Source organism: Blastomonas fulva (assembly GCF_003431825.1).
Lineage (GTDB): Bacteria > Pseudomonadota > Alphaproteobacteria > Sphingomonadales > Sphingomonadaceae > Blastomonas > Blastomonas fulva.
Map to the genome: position 1 here is coordinate 968403 of NZ_CP020083.1, position 25070 is coordinate 993472.

General features: G+C 65.2%; 26 protein-coding genes. 21 read left to right on the top strand and 5 right to left on the bottom strand.

The window, feature by feature from the left end:
• Positions 1–9: 9 nt before the first annotated feature.
• Together B5J99_RS04605 and B5J99_RS04610 are read right to left on the bottom strand one after the other, a co-directional pair.
• Entirely contained in the window at positions 10–1470 is a 1461-nt protein-coding gene (locus tag B5J99_RS04605) for a carotenoid oxygenase family protein (protein ID WP_162892450.1), read from the bottom strand.
• Between the two features lie 85 nt (positions 1471–1555).
• Positions 1556–3865: a TonB-dependent receptor gene (locus tag B5J99_RS04610; protein ID WP_162892451.1), complete on the bottom strand. Its 2310-nt coding sequence runs from the start codon at positions 3863–3865 to the stop codon at positions 1556–1558.
• A gap of 213 nt (positions 3866–4078) precedes the next feature.
• Here B5J99_RS04610 and B5J99_RS04615 point away from each other — a divergent pair, with 213 nt between their 5' ends.
• The 6 genes from B5J99_RS04615 (at position 4079) to B5J99_RS04640 (ending at position 9947) form a co-directional block, all read left to right on the top strand.
• Positions 4079–6199 (top strand): molybdopterin-containing oxidoreductase family protein, encoded by a 2121-nt coding sequence (locus B5J99_RS04615; protein ID WP_117351663.1) that lies wholly within the window; start codon positions 4079–4081, stop codon positions 6197–6199.
• 70 nt (positions 6200–6269) lie between these two features.
• Positions 6270–6581: a Rieske (2Fe-2S) protein gene (locus tag B5J99_RS04620; RefSeq protein WP_054135775.1), complete on the top strand. Its 312-nt coding sequence runs from the start codon at positions 6270–6272 to the stop codon at positions 6579–6581.
• Positions 6578–7342 carry an SDR family NAD(P)-dependent oxidoreductase gene (locus B5J99_RS04625; RefSeq protein ID WP_117351665.1) on the top strand — a complete coding sequence of 255 codons (765 nt, stop codon included), beginning with the start codon at positions 6578–6580 and terminating at the stop codon, positions 7340–7342. Before B5J99_RS04620 ends, B5J99_RS04625 begins: the two co-directional genes overlap by 4 nt.
• On the top strand, positions 7339–8091 hold the full coding sequence (locus B5J99_RS04630; RefSeq protein WP_162892452.1) for an SDR family NAD(P)-dependent oxidoreductase: 753 nt from the start codon (positions 7339–7341) through the stop codon (positions 8089–8091). The genes B5J99_RS04625 and B5J99_RS04630 overlap by 4 nt, the downstream gene beginning before the upstream one ends.
• Positions 8092–8131: 40 nt before the next feature.
• The gene (locus B5J99_RS04635) at positions 8132–9145 is read left to right on the top strand and encodes an NADP-dependent oxidoreductase (RefSeq protein ID WP_117351669.1); all 1014 of its coding nucleotides are present in this window, start codon (positions 8132–8134) and stop codon (positions 9143–9145) included.
• A 79-nt stretch (positions 9146–9224) separates the two neighbouring features.
• Positions 9225–9947, top strand: coding sequence for an SDR family NAD(P)-dependent oxidoreductase (locus B5J99_RS04640; RefSeq protein ID WP_054135779.1), 723 nt, complete (start codon positions 9225–9227; stop codon positions 9945–9947).
• 18 nt (positions 9948–9965) lie between these two features.
• Here the strand turns inward: B5J99_RS04640 and B5J99_RS04645 are convergent, their stop codons facing one another.
• Positions 9966–10271 (bottom strand): type II toxin-antitoxin system RelE/ParE family toxin, encoded by a 306-nt coding sequence (locus B5J99_RS04645; protein WP_117351671.1) that lies wholly within the window; start codon positions 10269–10271, stop codon positions 9966–9968.
• Positions 10271–10522 carry a type II toxin-antitoxin system ParD family antitoxin gene (locus B5J99_RS04650; protein ID WP_117351673.1) on the bottom strand — a complete coding sequence of 84 codons (252 nt, stop codon included), beginning with the start codon at positions 10520–10522 and terminating at the stop codon, positions 10271–10273. The genes B5J99_RS04645 and B5J99_RS04650 overlap by 1 nt, the downstream gene beginning before the upstream one ends.
• Positions 10523–10694: 172 nt before the next feature.
• On the opposite strand from B5J99_RS04650, the gene B5J99_RS04655 reads away from it, so the two are divergent.
• The 9 genes from B5J99_RS04655 (at position 10695) to B5J99_RS04695 (ending at position 19350) form a co-directional block, all read left to right on the top strand.
• Positions 10695–11933, top strand: a complete 1239-nt coding sequence (locus B5J99_RS04655; RefSeq protein WP_117351675.1) for a cytochrome P450 — start codon at positions 10695–10697, stop codon at positions 11931–11933.
• Complete coding sequence (locus B5J99_RS04660) at positions 11930–13021, top strand: acyl-CoA dehydrogenase family protein (RefSeq protein ID WP_117351677.1); 1092 nt, start codon at positions 11930–11932, stop codon at positions 13019–13021. The genes B5J99_RS04655 and B5J99_RS04660 overlap by 4 nt, the downstream gene beginning before the upstream one ends.
• The gene (locus tag B5J99_RS04665; RefSeq protein WP_117351678.1) at positions 13018–13419 is read left to right on the top strand and encodes a Zn-ribbon domain-containing OB-fold protein; all 402 of its coding nucleotides are present in this window, start codon (positions 13018–13020) and stop codon (positions 13417–13419) included. Before B5J99_RS04660 ends, B5J99_RS04665 begins: the two co-directional genes overlap by 4 nt.
• Positions 13416–14561, top strand: a complete 1146-nt coding sequence (locus B5J99_RS04670) for a thiolase family protein (protein WP_117351680.1) — start codon at positions 13416–13418, stop codon at positions 14559–14561. The genes B5J99_RS04665 and B5J99_RS04670 overlap by 4 nt, the downstream gene beginning before the upstream one ends.
• 3 nt (positions 14562–14564) lie before the next feature.
• On the top strand, positions 14565–15335 hold the full coding sequence (locus B5J99_RS04675) for an SDR family NAD(P)-dependent oxidoreductase (RefSeq protein ID WP_117351682.1): 771 nt from the start codon (positions 14565–14567) through the stop codon (positions 15333–15335).
• Positions 15336–15350: 15 nt separating this feature from the next.
• Positions 15351–16100, top strand: a complete 750-nt coding sequence (locus tag B5J99_RS04680) for a ThuA domain-containing protein (protein WP_117351683.1) — start codon at positions 15351–15353, stop codon at positions 16098–16100.
• A 3-nt stretch (positions 16101–16103) separates the two neighbouring features.
• Complete coding sequence (locus tag B5J99_RS04685) at positions 16104–17312, top strand: acyl-CoA dehydrogenase family protein (protein ID WP_117351685.1); 1209 nt, start codon at positions 16104–16106, stop codon at positions 17310–17312.
• Between the two features lie 183 nt (positions 17313–17495).
• Positions 17496–18407, top strand: a complete 912-nt coding sequence (locus tag B5J99_RS04690) for an SDR family oxidoreductase (protein ID WP_117351687.1) — start codon at positions 17496–17498, stop codon at positions 18405–18407.
• A 127-nt stretch (positions 18408–18534) separates the two neighbouring features.
• Positions 18535–19350 (top strand): helix-turn-helix transcriptional regulator, encoded by an 816-nt coding sequence (locus B5J99_RS04695; protein ID WP_117351689.1) that lies wholly within the window; start codon positions 18535–18537, stop codon positions 19348–19350.
• Between the two features lie 40 nt (positions 19351–19390).
• On the opposite strand, the gene B5J99_RS04700 is transcribed toward B5J99_RS04695, so the two are convergent.
• A complete protein-coding gene (locus tag B5J99_RS04700) occupies positions 19391–19942 on the bottom strand; it encodes a VOC family protein (RefSeq protein ID WP_117351690.1) in 552 nt (183 codons plus the stop codon).
• 100 nt (positions 19943–20042) lie between these two features.
• On the opposite strand from B5J99_RS04700, the gene B5J99_RS04705 reads away from it, so the two are divergent.
• The 6 genes from B5J99_RS04705 to B5J99_RS04730 are packed head-to-tail and all read left to right on the top strand — an operon-like array spanning position 20043 to position 25055.
• Complete coding sequence (locus B5J99_RS04705; RefSeq protein WP_162892453.1) at positions 20043–21260, top strand: aromatic ring-hydroxylating oxygenase subunit alpha; 1218 nt, start codon at positions 20043–20045, stop codon at positions 21258–21260.
• A gap of 47 nt (positions 21261–21307) precedes the next feature.
• On the top strand, positions 21308–22693 hold the full coding sequence (locus tag B5J99_RS04710) for an aromatic ring-hydroxylating oxygenase subunit alpha (protein ID WP_117351694.1): 1386 nt from the start codon (positions 21308–21310) through the stop codon (positions 22691–22693).
• Complete coding sequence (locus B5J99_RS04715) at positions 22690–23103, top strand: YybH family protein (RefSeq protein WP_117351696.1); 414 nt, start codon at positions 22690–22692, stop codon at positions 23101–23103. The genes B5J99_RS04710 and B5J99_RS04715 overlap by 4 nt, the downstream gene beginning before the upstream one ends.
• Entirely contained in the window at positions 23100–23453 is a 354-nt protein-coding gene (locus B5J99_RS04720) for a putative quinol monooxygenase (protein ID WP_069050993.1), read from the top strand. Before B5J99_RS04715 ends, B5J99_RS04720 begins: the two co-directional genes overlap by 4 nt.
• Positions 23450–24250 (top strand): SDR family NAD(P)-dependent oxidoreductase, encoded by an 801-nt coding sequence (locus B5J99_RS04725; RefSeq protein ID WP_117351698.1) that lies wholly within the window; start codon positions 23450–23452, stop codon positions 24248–24250. Before B5J99_RS04720 ends, B5J99_RS04725 begins: the two co-directional genes overlap by 4 nt.
• Positions 24251–24254: 4 nt before the next feature.
• On the top strand, positions 24255–25055 hold the full coding sequence (locus B5J99_RS04730) for a sugar phosphate isomerase/epimerase family protein (protein ID WP_054136577.1): 801 nt from the start codon (positions 24255–24257) through the stop codon (positions 25053–25055).
• The last annotated feature ends 15 nt before the right edge of the window (positions 25056–25070 follow it).

Consider the following 25070-nt stretch of genomic DNA (forward strand, 5'->3'; position numbering starts at 1 on the left):
CACGGGCCCTCAGTGCGCCAGCGCGCGGGCATAGAGATCGCCGTCTGCGGGGTAGAAATTGCAGTGGAAGCCGCTGGGCACGCGGAACGGCACCAGCACGCGGGCGATGGGGCCTGCGGCGATATCGAGCGCATTGAAGATCGCAAGCTCGCTGCCCGGCGCATTGGCGCGGTGGACCAAGGTCATCGCATAACCATCCGCCTCACCCTCGGGCCCGGTCTTTGCGCCCAGCCTTGGTGCGAAGATCAGCTCGCCCGCCGCTGCACCCTTGCCGAAATGGTAGATGTCCTCCGTGCCGGTGACGGTGTCGAAGCGCAAGGCGGCATCCAGCCCCTCGACCCGGGCATCGCGCGATTCCAGGTTGATGTTGGCAAAGCTGTGCCGCGTCTTGCGCGTCATCAGCCGGTCGTCGGGACGCGGGAACTGAAGGTCGCGCTCGTTGAGCACTTCCTCGCGGATCACATCGGTGTTGGCATTGAGATCGATGGTCCAGCGGCGCAGGCTCTGGCGGGTACCCGAATGCGTCGCGCGCACCCCGGTTTCGTCGGGGAACAGAGCGGTGCCGTTGGCGGCGGCGACATCGGCGATGATGCGGCCGTCCTCCTCCCAGACGTTCAGCTCGTGGAACATGTGCCGCGGCTCGTACTCGAACCAGCGCAGGTCATCGGCGCTGCCGTTGCGCGGCATCAGAGCGAGCTTGGAAGGCCGGTCGTTGACCCAGGCGGTCATCGGCCCGCCGCGCATGAACCGGCCGAGGTCCGTGTCGATCGGCAGCACCGGGAACACCACCCAGTTTTCGGTAACGAAGAAGGTGTGCATCAGGCTCATGTGCGGCACCGGGATAACCTGGCTGCGGGTGAGCGTGCCGGTACGGTCGATCACGTCGTAGCGGATCTCCGCAGCCCCCATCGGCCCGTTGATCATCGCGCCGATGTTGATCATCTCGCCGGTCGCGTAGTCGATCTTGGGGTGCGCGGAGAAGGTGGTGGAGATGGTGCCGCCATAATGATCCTCGCCCAGGGTCGACAGATCGCGCGGGTCCAGCACCACCGGCGGCGCGCCCTCCATCAGCGCGAGCAATTTGCCGCCATGGATGATGATGTTGGTGTTGGCGGTGTTGTAGCGCTTGCCCTGCACCGAGGGGTCGGCGGTCATCGGATTGCCGAACACCCCGAACAGGCGCTCGCCTGCGGCCTTCTCGAGCTCGAACTTCTCGGTCCGCACCCAGCGGTTGCGCATCGAGACGCGGCCCTCTTCGATGAAGAAGCCATAGACCATGCCGTCGCCATCGAACCAGTGATACTCGTCGCCGCGCGTGGGGTGCAAAGGCTCGGGCCCGTTGCGATAGAACACGCCTGCGAGATCCTTGGGGATTTCACCCTCGATCACCAGATCGGGCGCGTCGGCCTCGAAACGGTTGGGGGCATGATGGCCGTGAAGATAGGGGTGAGGCGGAAAGGGCTTGGCCATATCTTGCGCGGTCGCGATCCCGTGTTGGTGTGGTCTAAGGACTGGGCCCGCCATCCCGTGCAATTGGATGGCGGGCGACAGTATATCAGAATTCGAGCATCACTTCAGCGCCCAGCTGACGGGGCGGACGGACACCGGCAAAGGTGAACAGACCTGCCACCGGCAGCGTGCTGGACAGGCCGCGATTGTCGAGCAGGTTGCGACCGAACACGCTGAACGTCACGTTCGCACCGCCGAAGTCGTGCTTGTACGACAGGGTCGAATCGAGGATCTCGCGCTCAGAGGATTCGCAGCGGCGCTCGTTGGTGATGATGCCCTGCGCCTGCAGCGCCCCATCGGTGACGATGCAGGTCGAGTATTTGTCGACATAGCGGAAGATGGTGCTCCAGCGAAATTCGCCATCACCCACCGGGCGGGTGTAATCGAAACCGGCGGACCAGGCATATTTCGGCGCACGGCGCAGGTCGAGATCGGACACGTCGATGCCGCCGCGCACGAAATTCTGGTAGTTGGCATCGAGATAGGTCGCCGAGAAGTTGAACGCGAGGTCATCGATCGGCAACGCGACAATTTCCAGCTCGATACCCTTGATCCGGGCCGAGGCGGCGTTCTCGACGATGGTTTCCTGCGCCTGGATGGCGTTGAACGGCGCCAGGGTGGGACGCACCAGCTCTTCCTGCTTGTCCGAATAATCGGTCTGGAAGATCGCGATGTTGGTGCGCAGGCGGCGGTCGAGCCAATCCGCCTTCAGGCCGATTTCATAGGCATCGACGATTTCCGGCTGATAGGGGCCGATCGCGGTCGGCGTCGCGGCGCGACCGTTGAAGCCGCCAGAGCGGAAGCCGCGCGAATAGGACGCATAGGCCAGCTGCCCGCCTTCGAACTGATAGTCCAGGCTGGCGCGATAGGTGAACTCGCCAAAATCCTCCGCCCCGACGCACGATGCTGCAGTGATCCCGGCAAAGCCGACCGGGCAGACGCCGGTGGGGCTCAGCGCAAAGTTGGTGACCAGCGCCTTCTCGTCACGGGTGTAGCGGCCACCGACGCCGAAGGTGAGCTTGTCGGACAGCTTGAAGCGCGCATCGGCAAAGCCGGCATAGGATTTGGAATCGCCGATCGAAAGCTGGAAGGCGCTGGCATTGGGGCCGAGAAATCCGAAGAACGAGGTCTGGCGCAGCGTGTACTGGCTGTCGAAATAATAGGCGCCCAGCACGATATCCATCCAGTCGGTGACGTCGCCGGCAAAGCGGATTTCCTGGCTAAACTGCTCGTACTTCTGGATGCGCAGCGTATCGAAGAAGTTGATCGAGGCGGAGTCGAAATCCTGCCGCACGCTCTCGTTGTTCTTGCGCCAGCCGGTGACCGAGGTCAGCGTGAAATCGCCCAGCTCGATATTGATCGTGCCGCTGATCGCGTCGGTCTTGTTGCGCACCGGGGTCTGGATATTGCCAAACACGGTGTAGAGCTGGCGGCTGTTGGTGGGCGTGCGGTTGCACTGGTTGCCCGGGATCTGGAAGGCGCGGACCAGCCCGACACCCGGCACCGGCACCTGCAGGCAGATCAGGTCGCGGTCGTTGGACACGCTGGCGGTGGCGACCTCGCCGTCTTCCTCCATGTGCTCATAGGTGATCACCGCCTCGATATTGTCGCTCGGCGTGATCAGCGCGGTGACGCCCGCGGTCCACACTTCGTATTCGTTGGTGCGGCGGTTGTTCTGCGTCGCGTTGCGCAGATAGCCATCGGTGTTGTCGTAGAAGAAGAAGCCCTTGAGCGCGAGGAAATCGCCGATCATCGGGGTGTTGACGACAAGGCGTCCGCGGATGGTGTTGTACTCGGCATAGCCGATCGAGGCGCGCACGCCCCATTCGCCTGTGGGCTTGCTGCGGCGGACGTTGATCACGCCGCCGATGGTGTTGCGCCCGAACAGTGTGCCCTGCGGTCCGCGCAGGATCTCGATTGATTCCAGATCGAACGCATCGAGCAATTGCCCGGTATTGGTGCCGATGAAGACATCGTCGACCACGACTCCGACCGCGGGATCGAAGCTCTTTTCGATATCCTCGAAGCTGATGCCGCGGATGGCGATGGCGGCAGCCGAAGGCCCGGCATTGACCGGATCGACCACCAGCCCGGGGACGCGACCGGCAAAGTCGCGAAGGTCGTCCACCGCGCCGGTGGCAAGCGCCTGCGCATCGATCGCGGACACCGCGACGGGAACCGACTGCAGCGATTCCTCGCGGCGCTGCGCGGTGACAACGATGGTGCGAAGCCCGGTTTCCTGCGCGACCTCGGCGCCCTCTGGCGCCTGATCCTGCGCCAGCGCAGCCGAAGGTGCCGCCAGCGTTGCAAGGCCCAGCGCGAATGCCGAAACCGACAGATAGGTTGATACCTTCATCAATGCCTCCCCTTTTGCTGCGGTTCGTGTCCGCACCATTTTCTCATGTTGCGCAAAAATGACCGGCGGACAGGTTTGCCTCAAGTGTCAAAAATGACAGTCGCGGCCCTTACGGCATCGGTTAGGGTGAAGGACATGAGAGCACGAGGCTGGCCCGCATTGCCGGCCCGGTCCGGCATGCCAGCCGGGCGCGTGCCCAGGGGAGATACCAGCATGCCGGTCCAGCGCAGCTTCTGCCGTTTCTGCCATGCCAATTGCGCGATCCTGGTCGAGACCGAGGGCGACACGGTCGTGCGCGTGTCGGGCGATCCGGAGGATCCGGTGTTCGGCGGCTATACCTGCATCAAGGGCCGCCAGCTGCCCGAGGCGCACCATCACCCCGAACGGCTGCTGGCTTCGCAGAAGAAGGGTGCGCAAGGGTTCGCCCCGATCGCAACGCAACAGGCGCTCGACGAGATCGCAGCGAAGCTCAAGCCGCTGATCGAGGAGCACGGACCCGACAGCGTCGCCATCTATGCGGGCACCTATTCGTTCCAGAACTCCGCAGGCGTCGCCTCTGCGATGGCGTTTGCGCAAGGATTGGGCACCCGGCATTTCTACACCAGCGTGACATTGGACCAGCCCGCCAAGGTCTACACCGCGTTCCAGTACGGCCAGTGGCAGGGCGGCGGGCATGTCTTTGGCGAGGCCGATGTCGCGTTCTTCATCGGCAACAATCCCATCGTCTCGCATTACGGCCCGCCCGGCGGCCTGCCCCCGTTCTCGCCATCGCGCCGGTTGCGCGATGCGATCGAGGGGGGCCTCAAGCTGATCGTCGCCGACCCGCGCACCAGCGATGTCGCCGCACTGGCGCACATCCATTTGCCCGTAAAGCCCGGCGAGGACCCGGCGCTGCTCGCGGGGATGATCCACGTGATCCTGGAGGAGCGGTTGTATGACGAGGCGTTCGTGCAGGCCCATGTCGATGGCCTGGCCGAGCTCAAAGAGGCTGTGTCCGGCTTCCCGCCCGCGATCGCTGCCGCGCGCGCAGGCGTCAGCGAAGCGGACCTCGTCGCCGCCGCCCGGATGTTCGCAGGCGGCACCAGGGGCTCGGCCAGTACCGGGACGGGGCCGGAGATGGCGGGCAACGGCACGCTGACGCAATATCTGGTGAGCAGCCTCAACATCCTGTGCGGCCGCTTCTGCCGCGAGGGCGAGAAGAGCTCGATCCCGCGTATCTTCACGCCCGTCACCCCGCGCCGCGCGCAGGTCGCGCCGCCGATGAAACTGTGGGGCGAGGGCTTTCCTGCCTCGCGCTTCCGCGGCCTCACCCATCTGATGAGCGAGATGCCGTGCAACGTGCTGGCCGACGAAATCCTCACCCCCGGCCAAGGCCAGATCAAGGCGCTGATCTCAATTGGCGGCAACCCGATGCTGGCCTTTCCCGACCAGGACAAGATGGCGCGCGCGATTGATGCACTCGAGCTGTTCGTCAGCGTCGATATCCGCAGCGAAGGCGTCTCGGCGCGCCGCTCGGACTATATCCTCGCGCCGTTGATGTGCCTCGAGCGCGACGACATCTCGTCTTTGTCCGAATGGTGGTACGAGATCCCCTACGCGCGCTACACCGAGGCGCTGCTGCCGCGCCCGGGCGATCTGCTCGACGAATACGAGATGCTCTGGGGGCTCGCCAAAAGGCTGGGCACCGGGCTGCCGCTGGCAGGCGGCCCCTGCCCGATGAACGTGTGTCCCGACAAGCAGACCTTTCTCGACATGGCGGTTGCAGGCTGCGTGGTGCCGCCCAGCCAGGTCCGCGCCGACAGCCCCGATGGCAAGGCAGTGATCTATGACGACAAGCACCCGATCGTCGAACCGGCAGAGCCAGGACACGAGGCGCGATTCGATCTGGCGGGCGGCGACATGCCCGCGCAGCTCGTCGCATATGGACGCGACGATCCGGCGCGCCAGGGCTTTCCCTTCCGGCTGATCTCGCGCCGCAGCCGCCACCGCTTCAATTCGACCGGCGGGCATCTGTCCGCGCTCGCGGCCAAGCGCACCACCAACCCCGCGCACATCCACCCCGACGATCTGGCGGGACTTGGCGTCGCCGATGGCGAGATGATCCGCATCGCCTCTCCGCATGGCGAGGTGCACGCGCTTGCCAAGGCATCCGATGGCCTGCGCCGCGGGGTGATCTCGATGGCGCACGGCTATGGCGACCCGGACTTCAGCCCGGACGCGGTCCCTATGCGCGGCGGATCGACCAACCGGCTGGTCAGCGAAACCAGCGGCTTCGATCCGATCACCGGCCAGGCGCTGCAGAGCGCGATTCCGGTCAAGGTGATGCGTGTTTGAGGGCGGGCAAGTGCATTGCAGGACAAGCGCAGGATTGCGGGCGAACCCGTTCTACGCCATCACAAACGCCATGACCTTCACCCCCGTGACCCCGTCGGATATTGCACCGGGCACCACCCGTTTTGTGCAGCATGAGGGTGCAGCATTTCTTGTCGTGCGCGATGGCGATGGCCGGGTCCATGCGCTCGATGGCCTATGCAGCCACGCGCTGCTGCCGCTGGCTGGCGCAAGGGTGCGGCGCGGGCATGTCATCTGCCCGCACCATGGCGCGCGCTTCGACATCACCACCGGCGCGGCCAAGGGCCCGCCCGCGCACTGCGGGGTCTCGCATTACCCGGCGCAAGAGAAAGACGGCATGATCGAACTGGATCTGAACCCATGACCTTCGACATCAGGAACAAGGTGGTGCTGATCACCGGTGCGGCTTCGGGCATCGGTGCTGCCACCGCAAGGCTGGCGGCAGAGCGCGGCGCGCATGTCATCGCCACCGATCTCGATGGCGCGCGGATGCAGGGCGTTGCCGCCGACTGCCACTGCATCGGCCTCACCCATGATGTCACCAGCCAGGACGACTGGGACAATGCCATCGCCGCGGCCGTGCACCATTACGGGCGGCTCGATGCGCTGGTCTCCAACGCGGGGATCGTCCACTACGAACGGATCATCGATCTGGACATGGCGCGGTTCCGCAGGCTCAATCAGGTGCATGTCGAGGGCAGCTTCATCGGCTTGCAAAAGGCGGTGGCGCAGATGCGCGCGCAGGCCGGGGGCAAACCCGCCACGGGCAGCATCGTGCTCACCGCATCGGTGATGGCCAATTGCGCGGCGCCCGCAATCTCTGCCTATGCGGCCGCCAAGGCGGCGATGGCCAACATGGCGCGCGCGGTCGGGGTCGAGGTCGGGCGCAAGGGCGACATGATCCGCGTCAACGCCGTCTGCCCCGGCCCGACACGGACCCCGCTGCTCGAAGGCGTGATGCCCGCAGGCGCGATGAACGACCCCGCGCACCGGGCCGACGTTCCGCTGGGCGTGCCGCAGGAGCCCGAGGACATCGCCGAGAGCATCCTGTTCCTGATCAGCGAGGAATCCTCGTTCATGACTGCCACGCAGATGGTGGTCGATGGCGGATGGAGCCTGACATGACCCGGACCGCCATCATCACAGGCGCGACATCGGGCATCGGACGGGCGACCGCGCTGCGTCTCGCCCGCGCAGGCTTTCACATCATCGCCACCGGGCGCAGCCATGAGCGCGGGGCGGAGACCGTCCGGCAGATCAAGGCCGCAGGCGGCAGCGCGGAATTTCACAGCTTCGATGTGACGGCGGAAGGCGACTGGGCAGCGTTCGCCGACACGGTGACCAAGGCACACAGATCGGTCGACGCGCTGATCAACTCGGCCGGGTCGTTCTTTTCCAAGCCCTTGCCCGACACCACGCTCGAGGAGTTCCGCGACCTGTGGACCGCGGATGTGGAGAGTGTGGTGCTGGGGACCAAATACGGCCTGCGGATGATGCGCGACACCAGGAGCGCAGGCTCGATCGTCAACATCTCCTCGCTCGCCGGGCTGATCGGGCTCGACGATTGCTCGGCCTATTGCGCGGCTAAGGCGGCGGTGACGCATTTCAGCCGCGTGGCCGCCCTGGAAGGCGCGCAGATGGACCCCAAGGTGCGCGTCAATTCGCTCAACCCCGGCGTGATCTACACCGAGATGATCACCGGTGCCTATGGCGACAGCGACGAGGTCAAGGCGTTCGTGATGGACGGCAACGCGCTGCAACGGGTGGGCACTGCAGAAGACATCGCCAGCGCCGCGACCTTCCTCGCCAGCCCCGCAGCGCGCATGGTCACCGGCACCGCGATGCTGGTCGACGGCGGCCGCGGGGCGGACTGACCTTACCCCTTATTCCCTTTACCGGAGACATACGCAGACCATGACCAGCAACCGCCAGTTCATCCTCAAGCGCCGCCCCGATGGCGCGCCGGTCGCAGCCGATTTCGCGCTCGAGACCTCGGCGATCCCTGCGTTGGAGGACGGCCAGTTCCTGATCCGCAACCATTATGCCTCGCTCGATCCCGCGCAGCGCGGCTGGATGTCCGATGCGGAAAGCTATATGCCGCCGATCCCGCTGGGCGCCCCGGTGCGCGCGACCACGATCGGCGTGGTCGAGGAAAGCCGCGCGGAGGGCTTCGCCAAGGGCCAATGGGTGCTGGGACTGAACGCCATCGAGGATTATTCGGTCGGCACGCTGGGCGGCTTCACCCAGCCGATCGACCCGCATGCGGTGCCATCGGTGACCAACTATCTCTCGCTGTTCGGCGCGGTGGGCATGACCGCCTATTTCGGCTTCATCGATGTCTGCGAACCGATGGTCGGCGATGTCGTACTGATCAGCGGCGCAGCCGGCGCGGTGGGCTCGCTGGTCGGGCAGATCGCCAAGATCCTGGGCTGCACGACCATCGGCATCGCGGGCGGCGCGGAAAAATGCGCACGGCTCAAGGATCGCTATGGCTTCGATCACGCCATCGACTATCGCGGCAAGGACATGGCCGCGCTGGATGCCGCGATCAAGGCGGTGGCGCCCGATGGCGTCGATGTGATCTTCGAAAATGTCGGCGGCGACATTCTGGACGCGGGGCTGATGAACCTGCGGCATGGCGCCCGCATCGGGCTGTGCGGGCTGATCAGCGAGTACAACGCGCCCAGCCCCGTGGGCGCGCGCAACATCTGGCAGCTGATCGTCCACCGCGCCTCGATCCGCGGGCTGCTGGTCGCGGACTATGTCGGGCGCTTTGCCGAGGGTGGCGCGAAGATGGGCGAATGGGCAGCATCGGGACGGCTGGTGGTCGACGAACATATCGACGAGGGGCTCGACAATGCGTTGCCTGCGTTCATGCGGCTGTTCGAGGGATCGAACCAGGGCAAGATGATCCTCAAGATCGCCTGACGGCGCGCGACCCGACAGGCTGGACACGCGGCATGGATGCTGCGCAGATGGCCTGCCTCCAATCCACGAAGGAACGAGCATGAGCAGACTGAACGGACGCAAGGCGCTGGTCACCGGGGCCGCATCGGGGATCGGCGCGGCGACGGTTCGCCGCCTGCTCGCCGATGGCGCGACGGTTCTGGCCTGCGACATCAGCAGCGAGGGGCTGGCGGGCACATTCAACCACATCGCCAACCTGGCCGACCCCCAGGCGATCACGACGCTGGCGGCGGCCGCGCAAAGCCAGCTGGGCGGGCTCGACATCCTGATCAACAACGCCGGGGTGTGCCCGGTGGGCACGCTCGACGAACTGACCGATGACCAGTGGCAGTTCGGGCTCGACGTCAACCTGCTCGCGCCCGCGCGGCTATCCAAGGCGTGCCTTGCCCTGCTCAAGGCGTCCAGGGCAGGCCGGGTGATCAACACCGGATCGATCCTGTCGCGCTATGGCGATGCGGGGCTGGGTGCCTATGCCGCGTCCAAGCACGCGATCCTGGGCTTCACCCGATCGCTGGCGATGGAGCTCGGCCCCTATGGCGTGACCGTCAACTGCGTTCAGCCCGGCTGCATCGTCACCGGAATGACCCGAGGCATGCTCGAGAACGGCGAGGCAGCGGATTATTATCGGGACAAGTCGGCGCTCAAGCGTCTCGGCCAGCCCGAGGATATCGCCGATGTCATCGCATTCCTCGCCAGCGACGATGCGCGCTTCATCACCGGCCAGGGCATCATCGCCGATGGCGGGGTGATGACGCACAGCTGAGAGGGGCGGGACAAGACATCAGCCGGCCTCAAAATGGGCAATGGTGTCGCAACTCGCATGGAGCACGGCCAACACATCGACCGTGTCAGCCGTATAGCGGAATATCAGGATATAGTTCGCCACCGGGGTGCTGCGGATGTCAGGGCCAAGGTCGGTCCGGGCTGTTCCCAGGGTGCCGGGAAGCGAGGCCAGCCTTCGCCCTTTTTGAACAAGCCTTCGCCTGAAGGCATCGGCCAGACTGCGATGCCCGCTTTCGCGTGCAATATAGGCCGATATCTCCCGAAGCTGGGCCTGCGCCCTCGCACTGATGCGGAGCGAACGCATCAGACCTTCGCAGCTTTGGCTTCCCACGCATCGAGATCGGCCTCAAGCTGCGCTTCGACCTCTTCCATCGTGTACCATTTGTCTTCGGCAATCGCCGCGTCGATCGTCTCGCGCAGCGCCGCAAGCTTGGCTTCGCGCTCCTCGACCAGCCGCAGCCCTTCGCGGACGATCTCGCTCGCCGAGCCATAGCGCCCGGTCTTCAGCAGAGCCTCGACATAAGTTTCCCAGCGTTCGCCGATGGATACATTCATGCGCCTGTCCCTTGTGCTGTTATCCCACCCATTTTATACCCCGATAACACAAACTGCGCAATTTTCGTTATTGCACGCCATTCGCCGCATCCTAGCATTTTCGACTATCGCCGCTCGCTGCAACCGCGGGCTATGACAGGGACATGACAGACCAGAAACGCGGGAGCAGGCAGTGACGGTGGCGGCAGAGCAGAAAAGCTTTTTCCATCCGGACGTGCTGTCCGACCCGTTCGCCTTCTATCAGGCGATGATTCCCAGCCAGCCGGTGTATCATGACGCGGCCAGCGGGCTGTATCTGGTGCTCAGTCACAAGCTTGTCAGCGAGGCGACCGCGCGCACCGACGAGTTTTCGAACAACTTTCAGGCGGTGCTCTCGGGGGCGCGCTCGGAAGACCCGCAGGTCAAGGCGATCCTCGAGGATGGCTGGCCGCAGGTCGATACGCTGCTGACCGCCGATCCGCCGGTGCACACGCGCTTTCGCAAGCTGGTCAATCTCGCCTTCTCCGCGCCCAGGGTGAACAAGCTCGAAGCGCATATCCGCGAAATCGCGCGCGACCTGATCGACATTATGCTGGCCAGGGACGACATCGACTTCGTCCGCGATTTCGCGATTCCGCTGCCGATCCGGATGATCTCCGAGCAACTGGGGCTGACCCATGAGGATGCCGGCACGATCAAGCGCTGGACCGATGCGTTCGTCGACCGGCTGGGCGGCATGGTGCCGCTCGAGCGAGAGCTTCAATGCGCGCGCGAAGTGGTCGAGTTCCAGCACGCGATCAAGGCGCAGATGGACCTGCGCCGCGCCAGCCCCACCGACGATCTGCTCTCCGATCTGGTCCACGCCCAGGTCGATGGCGAGCGGCCGCTGGACGATGGCGAACTGCTGTCGATCGTCCAGCAGCTGCTGGTCGCGGGCAACGAGACCACCACCGCGACGCTCGCCGAAGGGATCATCCTGCTGGCGCGAAATCCGGACGAGCTCGCCAAGGCCAAGGCCGACCCGAAGATCATCCCCAACATGATCGAGGAAATGCTGCGGCTGGCAAGCGCGTCGTCGGGAATCTGGCGGGTGATGAAGCAGGACGCCGAGCTTGGCGGGGTGACGCTGCCCAGGGGCGCGATGGTGATGATGCGCTATGCCGCCGCCAACCGCGACCCGGAAAAATACGCAGACCCCGACGCCTTCATCGCCGATCGCGCCAATGCGCGCACGCATCTCGCCTTCGGGCGCGGCATTCATATGTGTGTGGGCAACATGCTCAGCCGCAAGGAAATGACCGTGGCCTTCGAGGAACTGCTGCCGCGCATCAGCGCCATCACACTCACCGACGAGGCGGCAATCGCCTATCATCCCAACATGATGCTGCGCGGTCCCTCCTCGGTGCCGGTGCGCTTCGGGCTGGCCTCATGAATTTCGATTATGACGAAAGCCAGTTGCTGTTCCGCGCCTCTGTCGAGCGATTTCTGGACGGCAGCGACATTGCCACGCGCAAGGCGCAGCGGGCGAATCCCGGCGGCATCGATCGTGCACGCTGGCAGGCGATGGCAGCGCTGGGGCTGACTGCGATGGCGCTGGACGAAGACAGAGGCGGGCTTGGCAGCAGCCTGATCGACCTCGTCGCCGTCGGCGAGAGCTTCGGCCAGCGCATATCCTCTGACAACTGGCTGGAGAACGCGGTGCTGCCGCTGGCGCTGGCGGGCAAGGCGTTGCGCGAAGGCGATCCCGTGATCGAGGCGCTGGCATCCGGCGAAGCGGTCGCAGCGCTCGCGGTGTTCGAGCCCGAGGGACGCCATGTCACCACACCGCGCAGCACCACCGCAAGGCAAAATGCGTCGGGCTATACGCTCAGCGGCGACAAGACCTTTGTGCTGGGCGGCATGGCGGCGGACTGGCTGCTGGTCAGCGCAGTGCTCGATGGCGAGCCCGCTCTGTTCGCGATCGCAACCGATGCGCCCGGCGTGTTTCGCCGGGGCTATCAGGTCATCGACGGCAACATTGCCGCAGAAGTGCAGCTGCGCGGGTGCGAGGTGGTACGCGACGCCCGGCTCGATATCGCATGGGCTGCGGTCGAGCAGGTGCTGTCCACCGCGCGTCTGGTCGCCGCCGCCGAGATGACAGGCCTCGCCCAGCGGCTGTTCGACGACACGCTTGCCTATGTCCGCCAGCGCGAGCAGTTCGGCCAGCCGATCGGGCGCTTCCAGGCGATCCAGCACCGGATGGTCGATTGCTATGCGCTGGTCGACCAGGCGAAAAGCGCGCTGATCGCCGCGGTGACATCAGCCGACGCAGCGGCAATCGCGGGGATGAAGGCGATTGTTGCCGAGGCCGCGCTGCAGATCGGGCGCGAGGCGGTGCAGCTGCATGGCGGCATGGGCACCACCGACGAGCTCGAGATCGGCCATGCGCACAAGCGCGTTCTGCTGTTGTCGCAATGGCTGGGGGACCCGGCAAGCGGGCTCGACAGCTATGCGCCCAAGGCCTTGAGGGTGGCGGCATGAGCGCGCCCGCACCGGTGGCAGTGGGGCTGTGGACCGACGGAGCCGAACCGCAGCTGATCGGCGGGCGACACCGCGTCAGCGGCGAGATCGTCTTCCCGATGCCGCAGGGCGATGCCGCGCAGCATTTCGATGCGGTTGCGCTTTCGCGTACCGGTACCCTGTGGTCGTGGACCAGCCAGGATTTCCGCCCGAAATCACCGCCTTATGCCGGGCCCGAAGCGTTCAAGCCGTTCCTGATCGGCTATGTCGAGCTGCCGGGGCAGGTGATCGTCGAGACCCGGATAGAGGGAGCCGCACTCGCTGACTTGAAAATCGGGATGGCGATGGAAATGGTTCTGACCGAGTTCGCACCGGGACGGTCGACCTTTGCGTTCAAACCCGCAGGAGCAGGCGCATGACCAACGTCCAGATCATCGGCGCAGGGATCCACCCGTTCGGGCGTACCGACGGCAGGTCCGGGCGCGATCAGGGCGTGTTCGCGGTGCGCCAGGCGCTGGCGGACGCAGGGCTGGACTGGACCGATATCGAATGCGCCTATGGCGGCTCCGAAGGCGCGGGCAATGCCGACATCATGGTCAATGAGCTTGGCCTTACGGGACTTCCCTTCATCAACGTTTCCAACGGTTGCGCCACGGGCGGCAGCGCATTGTCGTCCGCGCGCAATGCGGTCGCTTCAGGCCAATGCGATGTCGCGCTGGCGGTGGGGTTCGACAAGCACCCGCGCGGCGCGTTCAACGCCAAGCCCGGCGACTGGGGCCTGCCCGAATGGTATGGCGAAACCGGCTTGATGCTGACCACGCAGTTCTTCGCGATGAAGATCCAGCGGTACATGCAGTTGCACGGCATCAGCCGCCGGACATTGGGCATGGTCGCGGAAAAGGCCTTCCGCAACGGTGCCTTGTGCGAGCACGCCTGGCGGCGCTCGCCGGTCGATCTCGACACGATCCTCAATGCGCCGATGGTCAACGATCCGCTGACCAAATACATGTTCTGCTCTCCGGCAGAGGGCGCGGTGGCGCTGATCATCGCGTCGGAGAAGAGGGCGCGCGAGCTTGGCGCGGACGGGGTGAAGATCGCCAGCATCGCGGTGCGCACCCGGCCGCCCGGATCGTTTGAGGTGTTTGCCCCCGCGATCAGCGTCGAGCGCGGCGGCAAACCCACCGAGCTTGCCAGCAAGGCCGCGTACGAGGCGGCAGGGATCGGCCCCGAGGATATCGATGTCGCACAGTTGCAGGACACCGAATCGGGCGCCGAGATCATGCACATGGCCGAGAACGGCTTCTGCAAGGATGGCGAGCAGGAGCAGTGGCTGGCGCAAGGGCGTACCGAACTGAATGGGCCGCTTCCGGTCAACACCGATGGCGGATGCCTGGCCTGCGGCGAGCCGATCGGCGCGTCGGGGCTGCGGCAGGTCTATGAAAACACCGTGCAACTGCGCGGACGCGGCGGCGCGCGGCAGGTTCCGGGCAGCCCCAAGACCGCCTACAGCCATGTCTATGGCGCGCCCGGCCTTTCCGCCGTCGCGATACTGGAGCGCTAGAATATGGGGATGATGCAGGGCAAGGTCGCATTGATCTCGGGCGGCGCGGAAGGCATTGGCGGGGCGACCGGGCGGCGGATCGTCGCCGAGGGCGGCAGCGTGGTGCTGGGCGATATCCAGTTCGACAAGGCCAAGGCGCTGGCATCCGAGCTCGGCGAGCGCGCGATGGCGGTGTCGCTCGACGTGCGCGATCTGGCGCAATGGGAGGCGGCGGTGCAGGCGGCGGTCGCCACCTTCGGCAAGCTGACCCATCTGGTCAATGTCGCTGGAATTTCGGAGCCCGGAGCCGTGACCGATGTCGATCTCGATAGCTGGGCGCGCACCATCGACATCAACCTCAATGGCACCTTCAACGGCTGCCGCGCGGCGATCCCCGCGATCGCGGACTCGGGCGAACCCGGCGCGATCGTCAACATCGGCTCGATGCTCGCGCTGCGGGTCGGTTCGGGCTTTGCCGCCTATTGCGCGTCCAAGGCGGCGGTCACTGCGCTCACCAAGACGATCGCTCTCGATTGCGCCGAAAAGGGGCTGCCGATCCGCGCCAATACCGTCCACCCCGGCGCAATCCGCACGCCGATGTTCGAACGCTATCTCGAAGCGCTCCCCGGCACCGTGGAAGAGGTCGAGGCGATGTTCGCCGCCAACCACCCGATGGGCCGCGTCGGTGAAGCGGCCGAGGTGGTTAACGCCATCGTCTTTTTGCTGTCCGATCAGGCCAGCTTCACCACCGGTGTCGATTTCACCGTCGATGGCGGTGGCAATTTCCGCAGCTAAGGGGCAGATTGAGGCATGGCTGAACGGATCGATGCGCATTTCGTCGCGGCGGGAAAATACCACGATATCGACTTTGCCCGGCTCGAGCTGCTCAAACTGCTCGCCGAGCACGACAACATCCGCACCACCGTTGCGCATGACTACAACGGCGTTGCCGATCGCCTGCCCGCGTGCCGGTTCCTGGTAACCTATACCTGCGACCTGATGCCGTCCGAGGGGGAGGCGCAGGCGATCGCCGCGTTCCTCGAAAAAGGTGGCCGCTGGCTGGCGCTGCACGGCACCAACTCGATCCTGCGCTTTACCGATGCCGGTGTCGACAGCCCCGAAGAACGCCCCGACGTGATGCAGATGCTGGGCACCCAGTTCAAGGCGCACCCGCCGATCGGCGCACCGTTCGCGGTTCAGATCGTCGACGGCGACCACGACGTGACGCGCGGGATCGCCGATTTCGATGTGGTCGACGAACTGTATCTGATGAAACAGGTCAGCGACATCCGCACGCTGGCGCAGACGCGCTTTGCGGGCGAGGCGACCGGCTTTGTCGATGCGAACTGGCCCGAAACGGTCGTCCCGGTGATCTACACCCGCGCGATCGGTGCGGGCGGCATCCTCTACAACACGCTTGGCCATTGCCGCGGGCATTACGACCTGCCGGGCATGCAGGATTTCTACCCGCATCCCGAGAAATGCGCGTGGAACTACCCCATCTATTACGAACTCTTGCGCCGCAGCATCCTCTGGGCGACCGGAACTGGCGGGATTTGACGCATGGACATGGATTTCACCCCCGATGAGCTCGCCTTCCAGACCGAGGTGCGCGCCTTCCTCAAGACGCATCTCACCGACCGGCTGATCGATGGCGCGCGGCGCACGCCGGGCGTGTTCGTCGAGCCCGACATCGGCCTCGAATGGCAGCGAATCCTGCATACGAAGGGCTGGTTGGCGACGCATTGGCCGGTCGAGGATGGCGGCACCGGCTGGACCCCGGTGCAGCGCTACATCTTCGAGAAGGAATGCGCTTATGCCGGCGCGCCCGCATTGCCGGTCCTCGGGCTCAAGCTGGTCGGCCCGGTGATCTGCCGCTTCGGCACGCCGGAACAGAAGGCGCGCTTCCTGCCGCGCATCCTTTCGGCCGAGGATTACTGGTGCCAGGGCTATTCCGAGCCGGGATCGGGATCGGACCTTGCCAGCCTCAAGACGCGCGCGGTGCGCGAGGGTGACCACTACCGCATCAACGGCTCCAAGATCTGGACCACGCACGCGCATTACGCCAACTGGATCTTCTGCCTGGTCCGCACCGATCCGGACGTGTCGGCGCAGCGCGGCATCACCTTTCTGCTCGTTCCGATGGACCAGCCCGGCATCACCGTCACCCCGATCATCACCATGGCGGGCGACCATGAGGTCAACCAGGTGTTTTTCGACGATGCCGCAAGCAGCATCGACAACCGCATCGGCGACGAAGGCCAGGGCTGGACCATCGCCAAGTTCCTGCTCGAAAACGAGCGCGGCGGATCGTGCTTCGCGCCCAAATTGCTGGTCGATATCGACCGGCTGATGGTGGCTGCGGGCGGCGTGCCCAGCGGCACCAACGGCGCGGTCGCGCACGATCCAGTGATCGCGCGCAAGCTTGCCTCGCTGCGGCTGCGCGCGCAGGCGTTCGAGATCAGCGAGCTGCGCATCCTCGCCGAGATCGCCAAGGGCCGCCCGCCCGGGCCGCAGACATCGCTGGTCAAATTGTTCTCAGCGAACCTCAGGCAGGAGCTCGACACGCTGGCGATGGAGATCCACGGCCTCAATGGCCTGCAGCTCCCCGCCGAACGCCCGCTCTACGGCAACGAGGCACCCGAGCCGGTGGCATCGGTCGATGCGCAGATGGCCGCGGGCCGCTACCTCAACTCGCGCGCGTGGACGATCTTCGGTGGATCGGACGAGGTGCAGAAGAACATCATCGCCAAGACCGTGCTGGGGTTGTGAGCGAAGGCGGCCAGTTGCAACCCTCTCCCCTCCCGCAGGCGGGAGGGGCAGGCCCGGCTTCCCGGGCCGGGGTGGGCCTGAAACGGCATTGGTACTAGGCCCACCCCGGCTTCGGCTGCGCCTCAGCCACCCCTCCCGCGAGCGGGAGTGGAAAAAGAAAACAACAATTAAGGAGAGACCCCCATGGACATCACCCAGATCATGTACCGCCGAGGCCTGATGGCAGGAGAGCGCATCCTGGTGACCGGCGGAGGCACCGGGCTTGGCAAGGTGATGGCCGAGGCGTTCGCATATCTCGGTGCCGAGGTGCACATCTGCGGGCGGCGCGGCGCGGTGCTCGAAGCCACCGCCGACGAACTGATGACCCGGCACGGCGGCACAATCGGAGCGCATGCCTGCGACATCCGCAAGCCCGATGCAATCGATGCGATGGTCGAACAGATCTGGACGCAGCACGGGCCGCTCACCGGTCTGGTCAACAACGCGGCGGGCAACTTCATCAGCCGCACCGAAGACCTCAGCGTCAACGGCTTCAATGCGATCTCGGACATCGTGTTTCGCGGCACTTTCTACATGACGCACAACATCGGCAAGCGGATGATCGCCGAGCAGATTCATGGCAATTTCCTCGCAATCCTCACCACCTGGGTATGGAACGGCGGGCCGTTCACCGTGCCCTCGGCGATGTCCAAGGCCGGGATCAACGTGATGACGCAAAGCCTGGCCACCGAATGGGGCCGCTATGGCCTCAGGTTCAATGCGATTGCGCCGGGCACCTTCCCCACCAAGGGCATGACCGAGCGGCTGTCGCCTGGCAATGCGCAAGGGATGCAGGGCCGCAACGCCGACCGGTCCAACCCGATGGGCCGGGTCGGCGCAATGCACGAACTGGCCAATCTGGCCGTGCTGCTGATGGCGCGCGGCGCGGACTATATCAACGGCCAGACCATCGCCATCGACGGCGCGGGCTATCAGGCCAATTCAGGCAATTTCTACCAGAGCCTGTCGCGGATGGACGATGCGCAATGGGCCGACATGGCGTCGCAGATTCGCGGCGCGAACGACAAGGACAAGGCCGCGCGGACCACCGATTGACCGCGTGGTGGCACAATATGTCACACTCCGCGCCAAAAGCCGCATGAATGCCAACATTCCGTAGCGTTGTACCCCGGTCTGACATACTCTTCGGGGCGGAGAGCAGGATCGAATCAGAGGGAAAACCATGATCGAGACACCACGTCATTTCACCGAGAAAGCAGAGGGCCGCAACAACCCGGTCAACACGCTGGCGCAGCGGGTGACCATCCGCCGGGTCGAAGATATTCACGATGCCGCGGTCGCGCTGCACGAGATGTCGCAGACGCGTGGGTTCAGGGTCGCCGCCTGCGACGACATCTCGTCCAAGGAACCGATGATCGATGCCGACGGCGCGATCATAAACGGCGAAATCTTCGGCTGGATGGCCGATGGCGAACGCTGGTGGGAGGATACAAGGCTGGCGCTCAACTCGCCGCTGCCGCGCGCCTGCCGCTACGAGAGCGAGCCGTTCTGGTGCAACGAGCACGGCATGTTCGGGCGCTGGCGCAACGAATATCTCGAAGAGATGGACCTTACTGATTTCCGCAAGCGATCGTTGTGCCATGCCGCGATCATGGTGCCGATCCACCTGCCCTTCGGCCAGATCGGATCGGTCAGCTTCACCCCGCTCGACAAGGACCTCACCGACCTTTCCGAGCCGTTCGAGAAGCACGCCGACCTGATGGCGGCAATGACGCGGCGGTTCATCGCGGGCTATGTCATGGTCATGCGCACCAAGCGGCGGATCCCTGCGGACTGCATGCTCTCCAAGCGCGAGGTCGAATGCCTGCGCTGGGCAGCGATCGGCAAGACCGACAAGGAGATCAGCATGATCCTCGACCGCAGCCACGCCACCATCCGCTACCACATCCACCGCGCGGGCGAAAAACTCGACGCGGTCAACCGCAGCCAGACGATCTTCAAGGCCGGGCAACTGGGGTATCTGGGCGCGAGCGATTGAGAAACGCAGCTCTCTCCCCTGAAGGGGAGAGAGCTAGGGATCACCCCACCACCCTGACCGCATCGCGGCCGTCCCAGCCCTTCGCCGCCTCTGCGATCATCGCAAAGAACCCCTCGCTTCCGCTCGCCGGCTGCAATATCTCGACAATAGCCCCCGCATTGGGCCGGGTCGATGCCGGGCCGCAATCGGCATAGACCACCGCGCCGTCCGCCCCCACCTTGCCCTCGACCACCACCAGCCCACCGCCCGCCTCGACTGCCGCGCGGGCGCCTGCGATGTCGTCGGTCAGCAGGCAGACATGATGCATCGCCCCGCCTGTTGGCAGATAGTCGCCGCGGTAGATCGAGGGCGCATCATTGTCCTGCCGGATCAGCTCGATCTGGACATCGCCCCATTGCGCCAGCGCGATGGTGAAGCGGCAGTCCGACGGCGCACCCATGAACCGCCCATCCTCGAGCACGATGTTCTCCATCACGAAGAACGGGCCGACCCCCATCGTTTGAGTCCAGTGCTTGAGCGCGGCGTCGAAATCAGGCGGCACGAACGCGATCTGCATCGGCTTGCCGATGGCGGAGATGGATGGATGGCTCATGGCGGCGCTGTCTCCACTGACTAAACCAATAGTGTCTTTGCCCTGCCCCTTTCTGGCATGGTGCCCGCAATTGCCATTGTCCAATTTGGGAGGGCCTTGCATGGCCGAGCGCGATCCGTCCGACAGCCTGACGCCCGACTGGGCGGCGTCGCGCAAGCTGCGTGCGCGCGAAATCCGCCGCAGGATCGTCGCCAATGTAGCGAACAAGACCACCGACATGGCCGATGGCCCGCTGCCGCTGCACAAGTCGGTCTATATCGATGAAGCCCGCTTCCAGGCCGAGCGCGAGCACCTGTTCCTGGGGCAGCCCTTGGTCGCGGGGCTGACCGGCGACATCCCCGAGCCCGGCGATTATCTGGTGTTCGACGCTGCAGGCCCTTCGATCCTGGTGATTCGCGGCAAGGACGGGGTGGTCCGCGCTTTCCGCAACCTGTGCACCCACCGGGGCGCCAAGCTGGTCGAACAGGCCGAGCCGTTCACCGGCAAGGCGAGCCGCATCTCCTGCCCGTTCCACGCCTGGACCTTCGACAACCTGGGCAAGCTCGTCGGCCAGCCGGGCAAGGCGGGTTTTGCCGATTGCGAGATCGGCGCGCGCGACCTGCTCGAACTGCCCTGCACCGAGCATCTGGGGCTGATCTTTGTGCGCGCATCCGAGGGCGAACCGATCGATGCCGCGGCGCATCTGGGCGATTTCGCTGACCAGCTCGCGCTGATCGAATTGCACCGCGCGGTGCCGGTGAAGAAGGGCATCTTGCACGCTGAGTCCAACTGGAAGTTCGCGCTCGACACTTATGGCGAGGGCTATCACTTCGCCGCCTTGCACGCCTCGACCATCGGCCAGACGCACTACAACGACATATCGGTGCTCGAACGCTTTGGCTGCCACCACCGCATCAGCTTCCCCGACAAGACGGTGGGCGATCTGGTCGGAAGAGACGAGGCCGAATGGCCCGACACCGAATATGGCGGGGTGCATTACCTGTTCCCCAACACCGTGATCTTCTTCGGCGCGGTGACCCCCGGGGTGTATTTCACCCAGGTGTTCCGGCTGTTCCCCGATGGCGTCGGCAAGACCCGCTGCCAGTTCGGCGTCTATGCGCCGTTCGGGATCATCGACGAGGCATATCGCGGCGTCTGCGAGATGGCATACGATGCCACTGCCGAGGTGGTGCAGACCGAGGACTATCGCGTCGCAAGCCACGGCTATGCGAACCTGAAGACCGCGCCTGAAGATTTCCACGTCGTGCTGGGCGCCAACGAAAGCGCACCGCAGGCGGTCCACCAGCATATCGCCGAGGCTATCGGGATGCCGATTTAGGCTTCCCTGACGCGCGAAAAGAACAGAACGAACGAGGAGAGTACCCCATGGAAGATGCGAGCCGGACCTATCCTGCCGACCGCTGCCCGGCGATCACCGTCGACGAGATCCTCGACCTCGACAGCCGCACGGTTCCGCAAGAGGTCCGCGGCGACAGCTGGCGGGATCTCGGCACCGAGCCGGTCACCGCCGAGCGCTATACCAGCGCCGCGTTCTTCGAGGCCGAAAAGAAGCACATGTGGCCCAATGTCTGGCAGATGGCGGCGCGCGAAGACGAGCTGCTGCAGCCGGGCGACTATGTCGTCTACAACAATGTCGGCCGGTCCTATCTGATCATGCGGCAGGACGACGGGTCGGTGAAGGCCTTCCACAATGTCTGCCTGCACCGGGGCCGCAAATTGCGCACCGAGAGCGGCTCGGCCGACGACCTCACCTGCCCGTTCCACGGTTTTGCCTGGAAGACCGACGGCGCGATCAAGCACATCCCGTGCGAATGGGATTTCCAGCACCTGAAAGAACGCGACATGAGCCTGCCCGAGCTGCGGGTCGAGCGCTGGCAGGGCTTTATCTACGTCACCGAAAGCACCACGCAGGTGAGCCTTCGCGACTATATGGGCGCAGAAGTCTACGACCGGTTCGGCCGCTGGCGGCTCGATGAATGCTATACCGCTTTGTGGATCGGCAAGGTGATCAACGCCAACTGGAAGGCGGTGTCCGAGGCGTTCATGGAGGCCTGGCACTCGATCGTCACCCACCCGCAGATCCTGCCCTATACCGGCGATGCCAACACCCGCTATTCGATGTGGGGCGATCATGCGAACCTTGCGCTGACCCCGTTCGGCCTGCCCAGCCCGCATCTGGCAGCCGACAATCTCAGCGAAGACGACATCATCGCCGCGTTCAGCCGCACATCGGGCCGATCGGCCTCGCTCGAAGGCCGCAAGCTCGCCGAGGGCGAGACCGCGCGCACCGCAATGGCCGAGACCAACCGCGCCAACTATCTCGACGCCCTGGGCTATGACAGCTCGGACATTTCGGACAGCGAGATGCTCGATGCGTTCACCTACAACATCTTCCCCAACCTCTCGCCCTGGGGCGGGTTCGTGCCCAATATCGTCTATCGCTGGCGCCCCTGGCCCGACCAGAACGCAACGCTGATGGAGGTGCGTCTGCTCGCGCGCAAACCCAAGGACGGGGACATGCCCGAAGCCGCCGAGATGCGCTTTCTTGGACCGGATCAGCCCTGGGCGACGGTCACCGAATGGGGCGCATTGGGCGAGGTGTTCGATCAGGACATGGAGAACCTGCCTTATGTGCAGGAGGGCCTGATCGCCTCGGCGAACAACCGCGTCGAACTCGGCCGCTACCAGGAAGGCCGCATCCGCCAGTTCCACCAGACGATGGACAAGTATCTGGCGGGGCAGCTGCCGTGAGCGGCTTTCGGGGGGCAAGCGAAGATCAGCTCGCGATCCGCGCGCTGATCGACAGCTACACCGACGCGGTGTTCCGCCGTGACCCGCAGGACTGGGGCGCGACCTGGACCGAAGATGCACTGTGGGACCTGATGGGCACCGAGGTCCGCGGGCGCGAGGCGATCGTCGGTCTGTGGACGCAGGCTATGGCGGGCTTCCCGTTCGTGGCGTTTTTCGCGCAGGTCGGCAGCATCCTGATCGATGGCGACCGCGCGACGGGCCGGGTCTACACCCATGAATATCTCGAACTCGCCGATGGATCGGTCAGCCGCCCGATCGGCCAGTACCTCGATGTCTATACCCGCACCGCCGATGGCTGGCGCTTTGCCGAGCGGCATTTCAGCATCCTCAAGGAGACACAGGCCAAATGAGTATTGTAATTGCTGGCGAGGTCGATTTTCCGATCGGGAACCGCGACACCGCGCTCGCTGGCGCGCGCGACCTGATCGCGATGGCGCTCGCCGAGCCCGGCTGCCGTCATTACGCCTGGACCGCCGATCCGCACGATCCGGGCCGGGTGCATGTGTTCGAGGAGTGGGACAGCGCCGACGAGTTGCAGTTCCATCTCGAAGGCCCCGCCTATCAGGGGATGCTGCTGCACCTTTCGCAGTTCACGATCCTGAACGCCGATACCCGCAAGTACCGCTTCGATCTGAAAGAGCCGGTATACGGACCCGATGGCGTCGCCACCGCGCGCTTTGTGAGCGAGGCCGCAGCATGACCGACCTGACCGGCAAGACCGCGATCGTCATCGGTGCGGCGGGCGACCACAACATGGGCCAGGTGATCGCAAGGCTGCTCGCCGGCGCGGGGGCGAAGGTTATCGTGTCGGGGCGCAAGCGCGAACCGCTGGACGCGCTGGCAGCCGAGATCGGCGGCGAGGCGGTGACCTGCGACCTCACCAGCCGCGCAGACGTCGACGCGCTGTTCGATGGCGCCGCCGCGCGGCACGGCACCGTCGATATCGCGATCAACGCCACCGGCTGGGGGCTGATGAAGTCCTGGGCCGATGTGACCGATGACGACCTCGCCCAGATGGTCGCGCTGCAGTTCACCGGCGTCCACCACATGCTGAACGCGTGCCTGCGCACGATGACGAACGGCGGATCGGTCATCCAGATCTCGTCTGCCACCACGCAATGCCTGATCTACGATCACGCCGCCTATATCGGCACCAAGGCAGGGTCGGAGGCGCTGATCCGCTGCTTTGCCAACCAGTATGGTCCAAACGGCATCCGCGCCAATGTCGTCTCGCCGGGGCTGACCGCCACGCCGATGGCGGCAAGCGCGGTAGCGACCCCGGGGCTGGAGGCAGCGTTCGCGAAGGAATATCCGCTGGGCCGGATCGGCACCGCGGACGATATCGCGCACACCGTGCTGTGGCTGTGCGACGATCGCACCTTCGTGACCGGGCAGAATATCCACGCCAATGGCGGGCTGACGCTGCGGCGCAACCCGCGCCCCGAAGAGATCGGTGCCTCGGTGGGGGCCGCGATGGCCGCGCTGAACCCGCAATGACCGCATGAGCGGCCATCTGCTCTCGCTGGCATCGGGCGTTCTGCCTGAATTCTCGCCCGAGCAGACTGCGGCTGCAGCCATTGCCGCGGGATGGCCCGCTGTCGGCATCTGGGTCGAGCCATCGACCTGGACGGCGGCGACCGCCGCAGAGGTTCGCGCCCGCACCCGGGACGCGGGGACCGTGGTGCTCGATGTCGAGGTCGTCTGGCTGAAGCCCGGCGCGGACGATCCCGATCATCTGCGAATCATCGATGCCGGTGCCACGATCGACGCGCGCAACGTGCTGGTGGTCAGCTCCGACCCCGACCCGCAGTCCAGCGCCGACAAGCTGCGGCGGCTGTGCGAACACGCCGCCGATCGGGCGATGCGGGTATGCCTGGAGTTTGCCGCCTTTACCGAGATCGCCTCGCTCGCCGCCGCGCTCGATGTCATCAGCCGCACCAACCATCCCGCCGCCGGGTTGTTGATCGATCCGCTGCATTTCGCGCGCACCGGGGCCACTCCGGCCATGTTGCAGGGCGTCGATCCGCGCCTGCTGCCCTATGCGCAGTTCTGCGATGCCGCAGCTTTGGGGCCATTGCCGCAGGATGTGCCCGCCATCATCGAGGAAGCGCTCGACCTGCGGCTCGACATTGCCACCGGAGGCCTGCCGCTGCGCGCATTGATCGATGCACTGCCATCGGCAATTCCGCTCAGCATCGAGCTGCGGTCCAGGGCGCTCAGGGACGGTTTTGCCGATCCGGCAGAGCGCGCAGCCGCGCTGCTGGCCGCAACCCGTAGCGGCATGGCGGTGCTGCAACGCTGACCCGGGCGCAGCGGT

What these genes read in the sequence shown, in the direction of transcription:
- B5J99_RS04605 (WP_162892450.1), bottom strand. Translation starts at nt 1,470, where the DNA reads ATGGCCAAGCCCTTTCCGCCTCACCCCTATCTTCACGGCCATCATGCC.
- B5J99_RS04610 (WP_162892451.1), bottom strand. Translation starts at nt 3,865, where the DNA reads ATGAAGGTATCAACCTATCTGTCGGTTTCGGCATTCGCGCTGGGCCTT.
- B5J99_RS04615 (WP_117351663.1), top strand. Translation starts at nt 4,079, where the DNA reads ATGCCGGTCCAGCGCAGCTTCTGCCGTTTCTGCCATGCCAATTGCGCG.
- B5J99_RS04620 (WP_054135775.1), top strand. Translation starts at nt 6,270, where the DNA reads ATGACCTTCACCCCCGTGACCCCGTCGGATATTGCACCGGGCACCACC.
- B5J99_RS04625 (WP_117351665.1), top strand. Translation starts at nt 6,578, where the DNA reads ATGACCTTCGACATCAGGAACAAGGTGGTGCTGATCACCGGTGCGGCT.
- B5J99_RS04630 (WP_162892452.1), top strand. Translation starts at nt 7,339, where the DNA reads ATGACCCGGACCGCCATCATCACAGGCGCGACATCGGGCATCGGACGG.
- B5J99_RS04635 (WP_117351669.1), top strand. Translation starts at nt 8,132, where the DNA reads ATGACCAGCAACCGCCAGTTCATCCTCAAGCGCCGCCCCGATGGCGCG.
- B5J99_RS04640 (WP_054135779.1), top strand. Translation starts at nt 9,225, where the DNA reads ATGAGCAGACTGAACGGACGCAAGGCGCTGGTCACCGGGGCCGCATCG.
- B5J99_RS04645 (WP_117351671.1), bottom strand. Translation starts at nt 10,271, where the DNA reads ATGCGTTCGCTCCGCATCAGTGCGAGGGCGCAGGCCCAGCTTCGGGAG.
- B5J99_RS04650 (WP_117351673.1), bottom strand. Translation starts at nt 10,522, where the DNA reads ATGAATGTATCCATCGGCGAACGCTGGGAAACTTATGTCGAGGCTCTG.
- B5J99_RS04660 (WP_117351677.1), top strand. Translation starts at nt 11,930, where the DNA reads ATGAATTTCGATTATGACGAAAGCCAGTTGCTGTTCCGCGCCTCTGTC.
- B5J99_RS04665 (WP_117351678.1), top strand. Translation starts at nt 13,018, where the DNA reads ATGAGCGCGCCCGCACCGGTGGCAGTGGGGCTGTGGACCGACGGAGCC.
- B5J99_RS04670 (WP_117351680.1), top strand. Translation starts at nt 13,416, where the DNA reads ATGACCAACGTCCAGATCATCGGCGCAGGGATCCACCCGTTCGGGCGT.
- B5J99_RS04675 (WP_117351682.1), top strand. Translation starts at nt 14,565, where the DNA reads ATGGGGATGATGCAGGGCAAGGTCGCATTGATCTCGGGCGGCGCGGAA.
- B5J99_RS04680 (WP_117351683.1), top strand. Translation starts at nt 15,351, where the DNA reads ATGGCTGAACGGATCGATGCGCATTTCGTCGCGGCGGGAAAATACCAC.
- B5J99_RS04685 (WP_117351685.1), top strand. Translation starts at nt 16,104, where the DNA reads ATGGACATGGATTTCACCCCCGATGAGCTCGCCTTCCAGACCGAGGTG.
- B5J99_RS04690 (WP_117351687.1), top strand. Translation starts at nt 17,496, where the DNA reads ATGGACATCACCCAGATCATGTACCGCCGAGGCCTGATGGCAGGAGAG.
- B5J99_RS04695 (WP_117351689.1), top strand. Translation starts at nt 18,535, where the DNA reads ATGATCGAGACACCACGTCATTTCACCGAGAAAGCAGAGGGCCGCAAC.
- B5J99_RS04700 (WP_117351690.1), bottom strand. Translation starts at nt 19,942, where the DNA reads ATGAGCCATCCATCCATCTCCGCCATCGGCAAGCCGATGCAGATCGCG.
- B5J99_RS04705 (WP_162892453.1), top strand. Translation starts at nt 20,043, where the DNA reads ATGGCCGAGCGCGATCCGTCCGACAGCCTGACGCCCGACTGGGCGGCG.
- B5J99_RS04710 (WP_117351694.1), top strand. Translation starts at nt 21,308, where the DNA reads ATGGAAGATGCGAGCCGGACCTATCCTGCCGACCGCTGCCCGGCGATC.
- B5J99_RS04720 (WP_069050993.1), top strand. Translation starts at nt 23,100, where the DNA reads ATGAGTATTGTAATTGCTGGCGAGGTCGATTTTCCGATCGGGAACCGC.
- B5J99_RS04725 (WP_117351698.1), top strand. Translation starts at nt 23,450, where the DNA reads ATGACCGACCTGACCGGCAAGACCGCGATCGTCATCGGTGCGGCGGGC.
- B5J99_RS04730 (WP_054136577.1), top strand. Translation starts at nt 24,255, where the DNA reads ATGAGCGGCCATCTGCTCTCGCTGGCATCGGGCGTTCTGCCTGAATTC.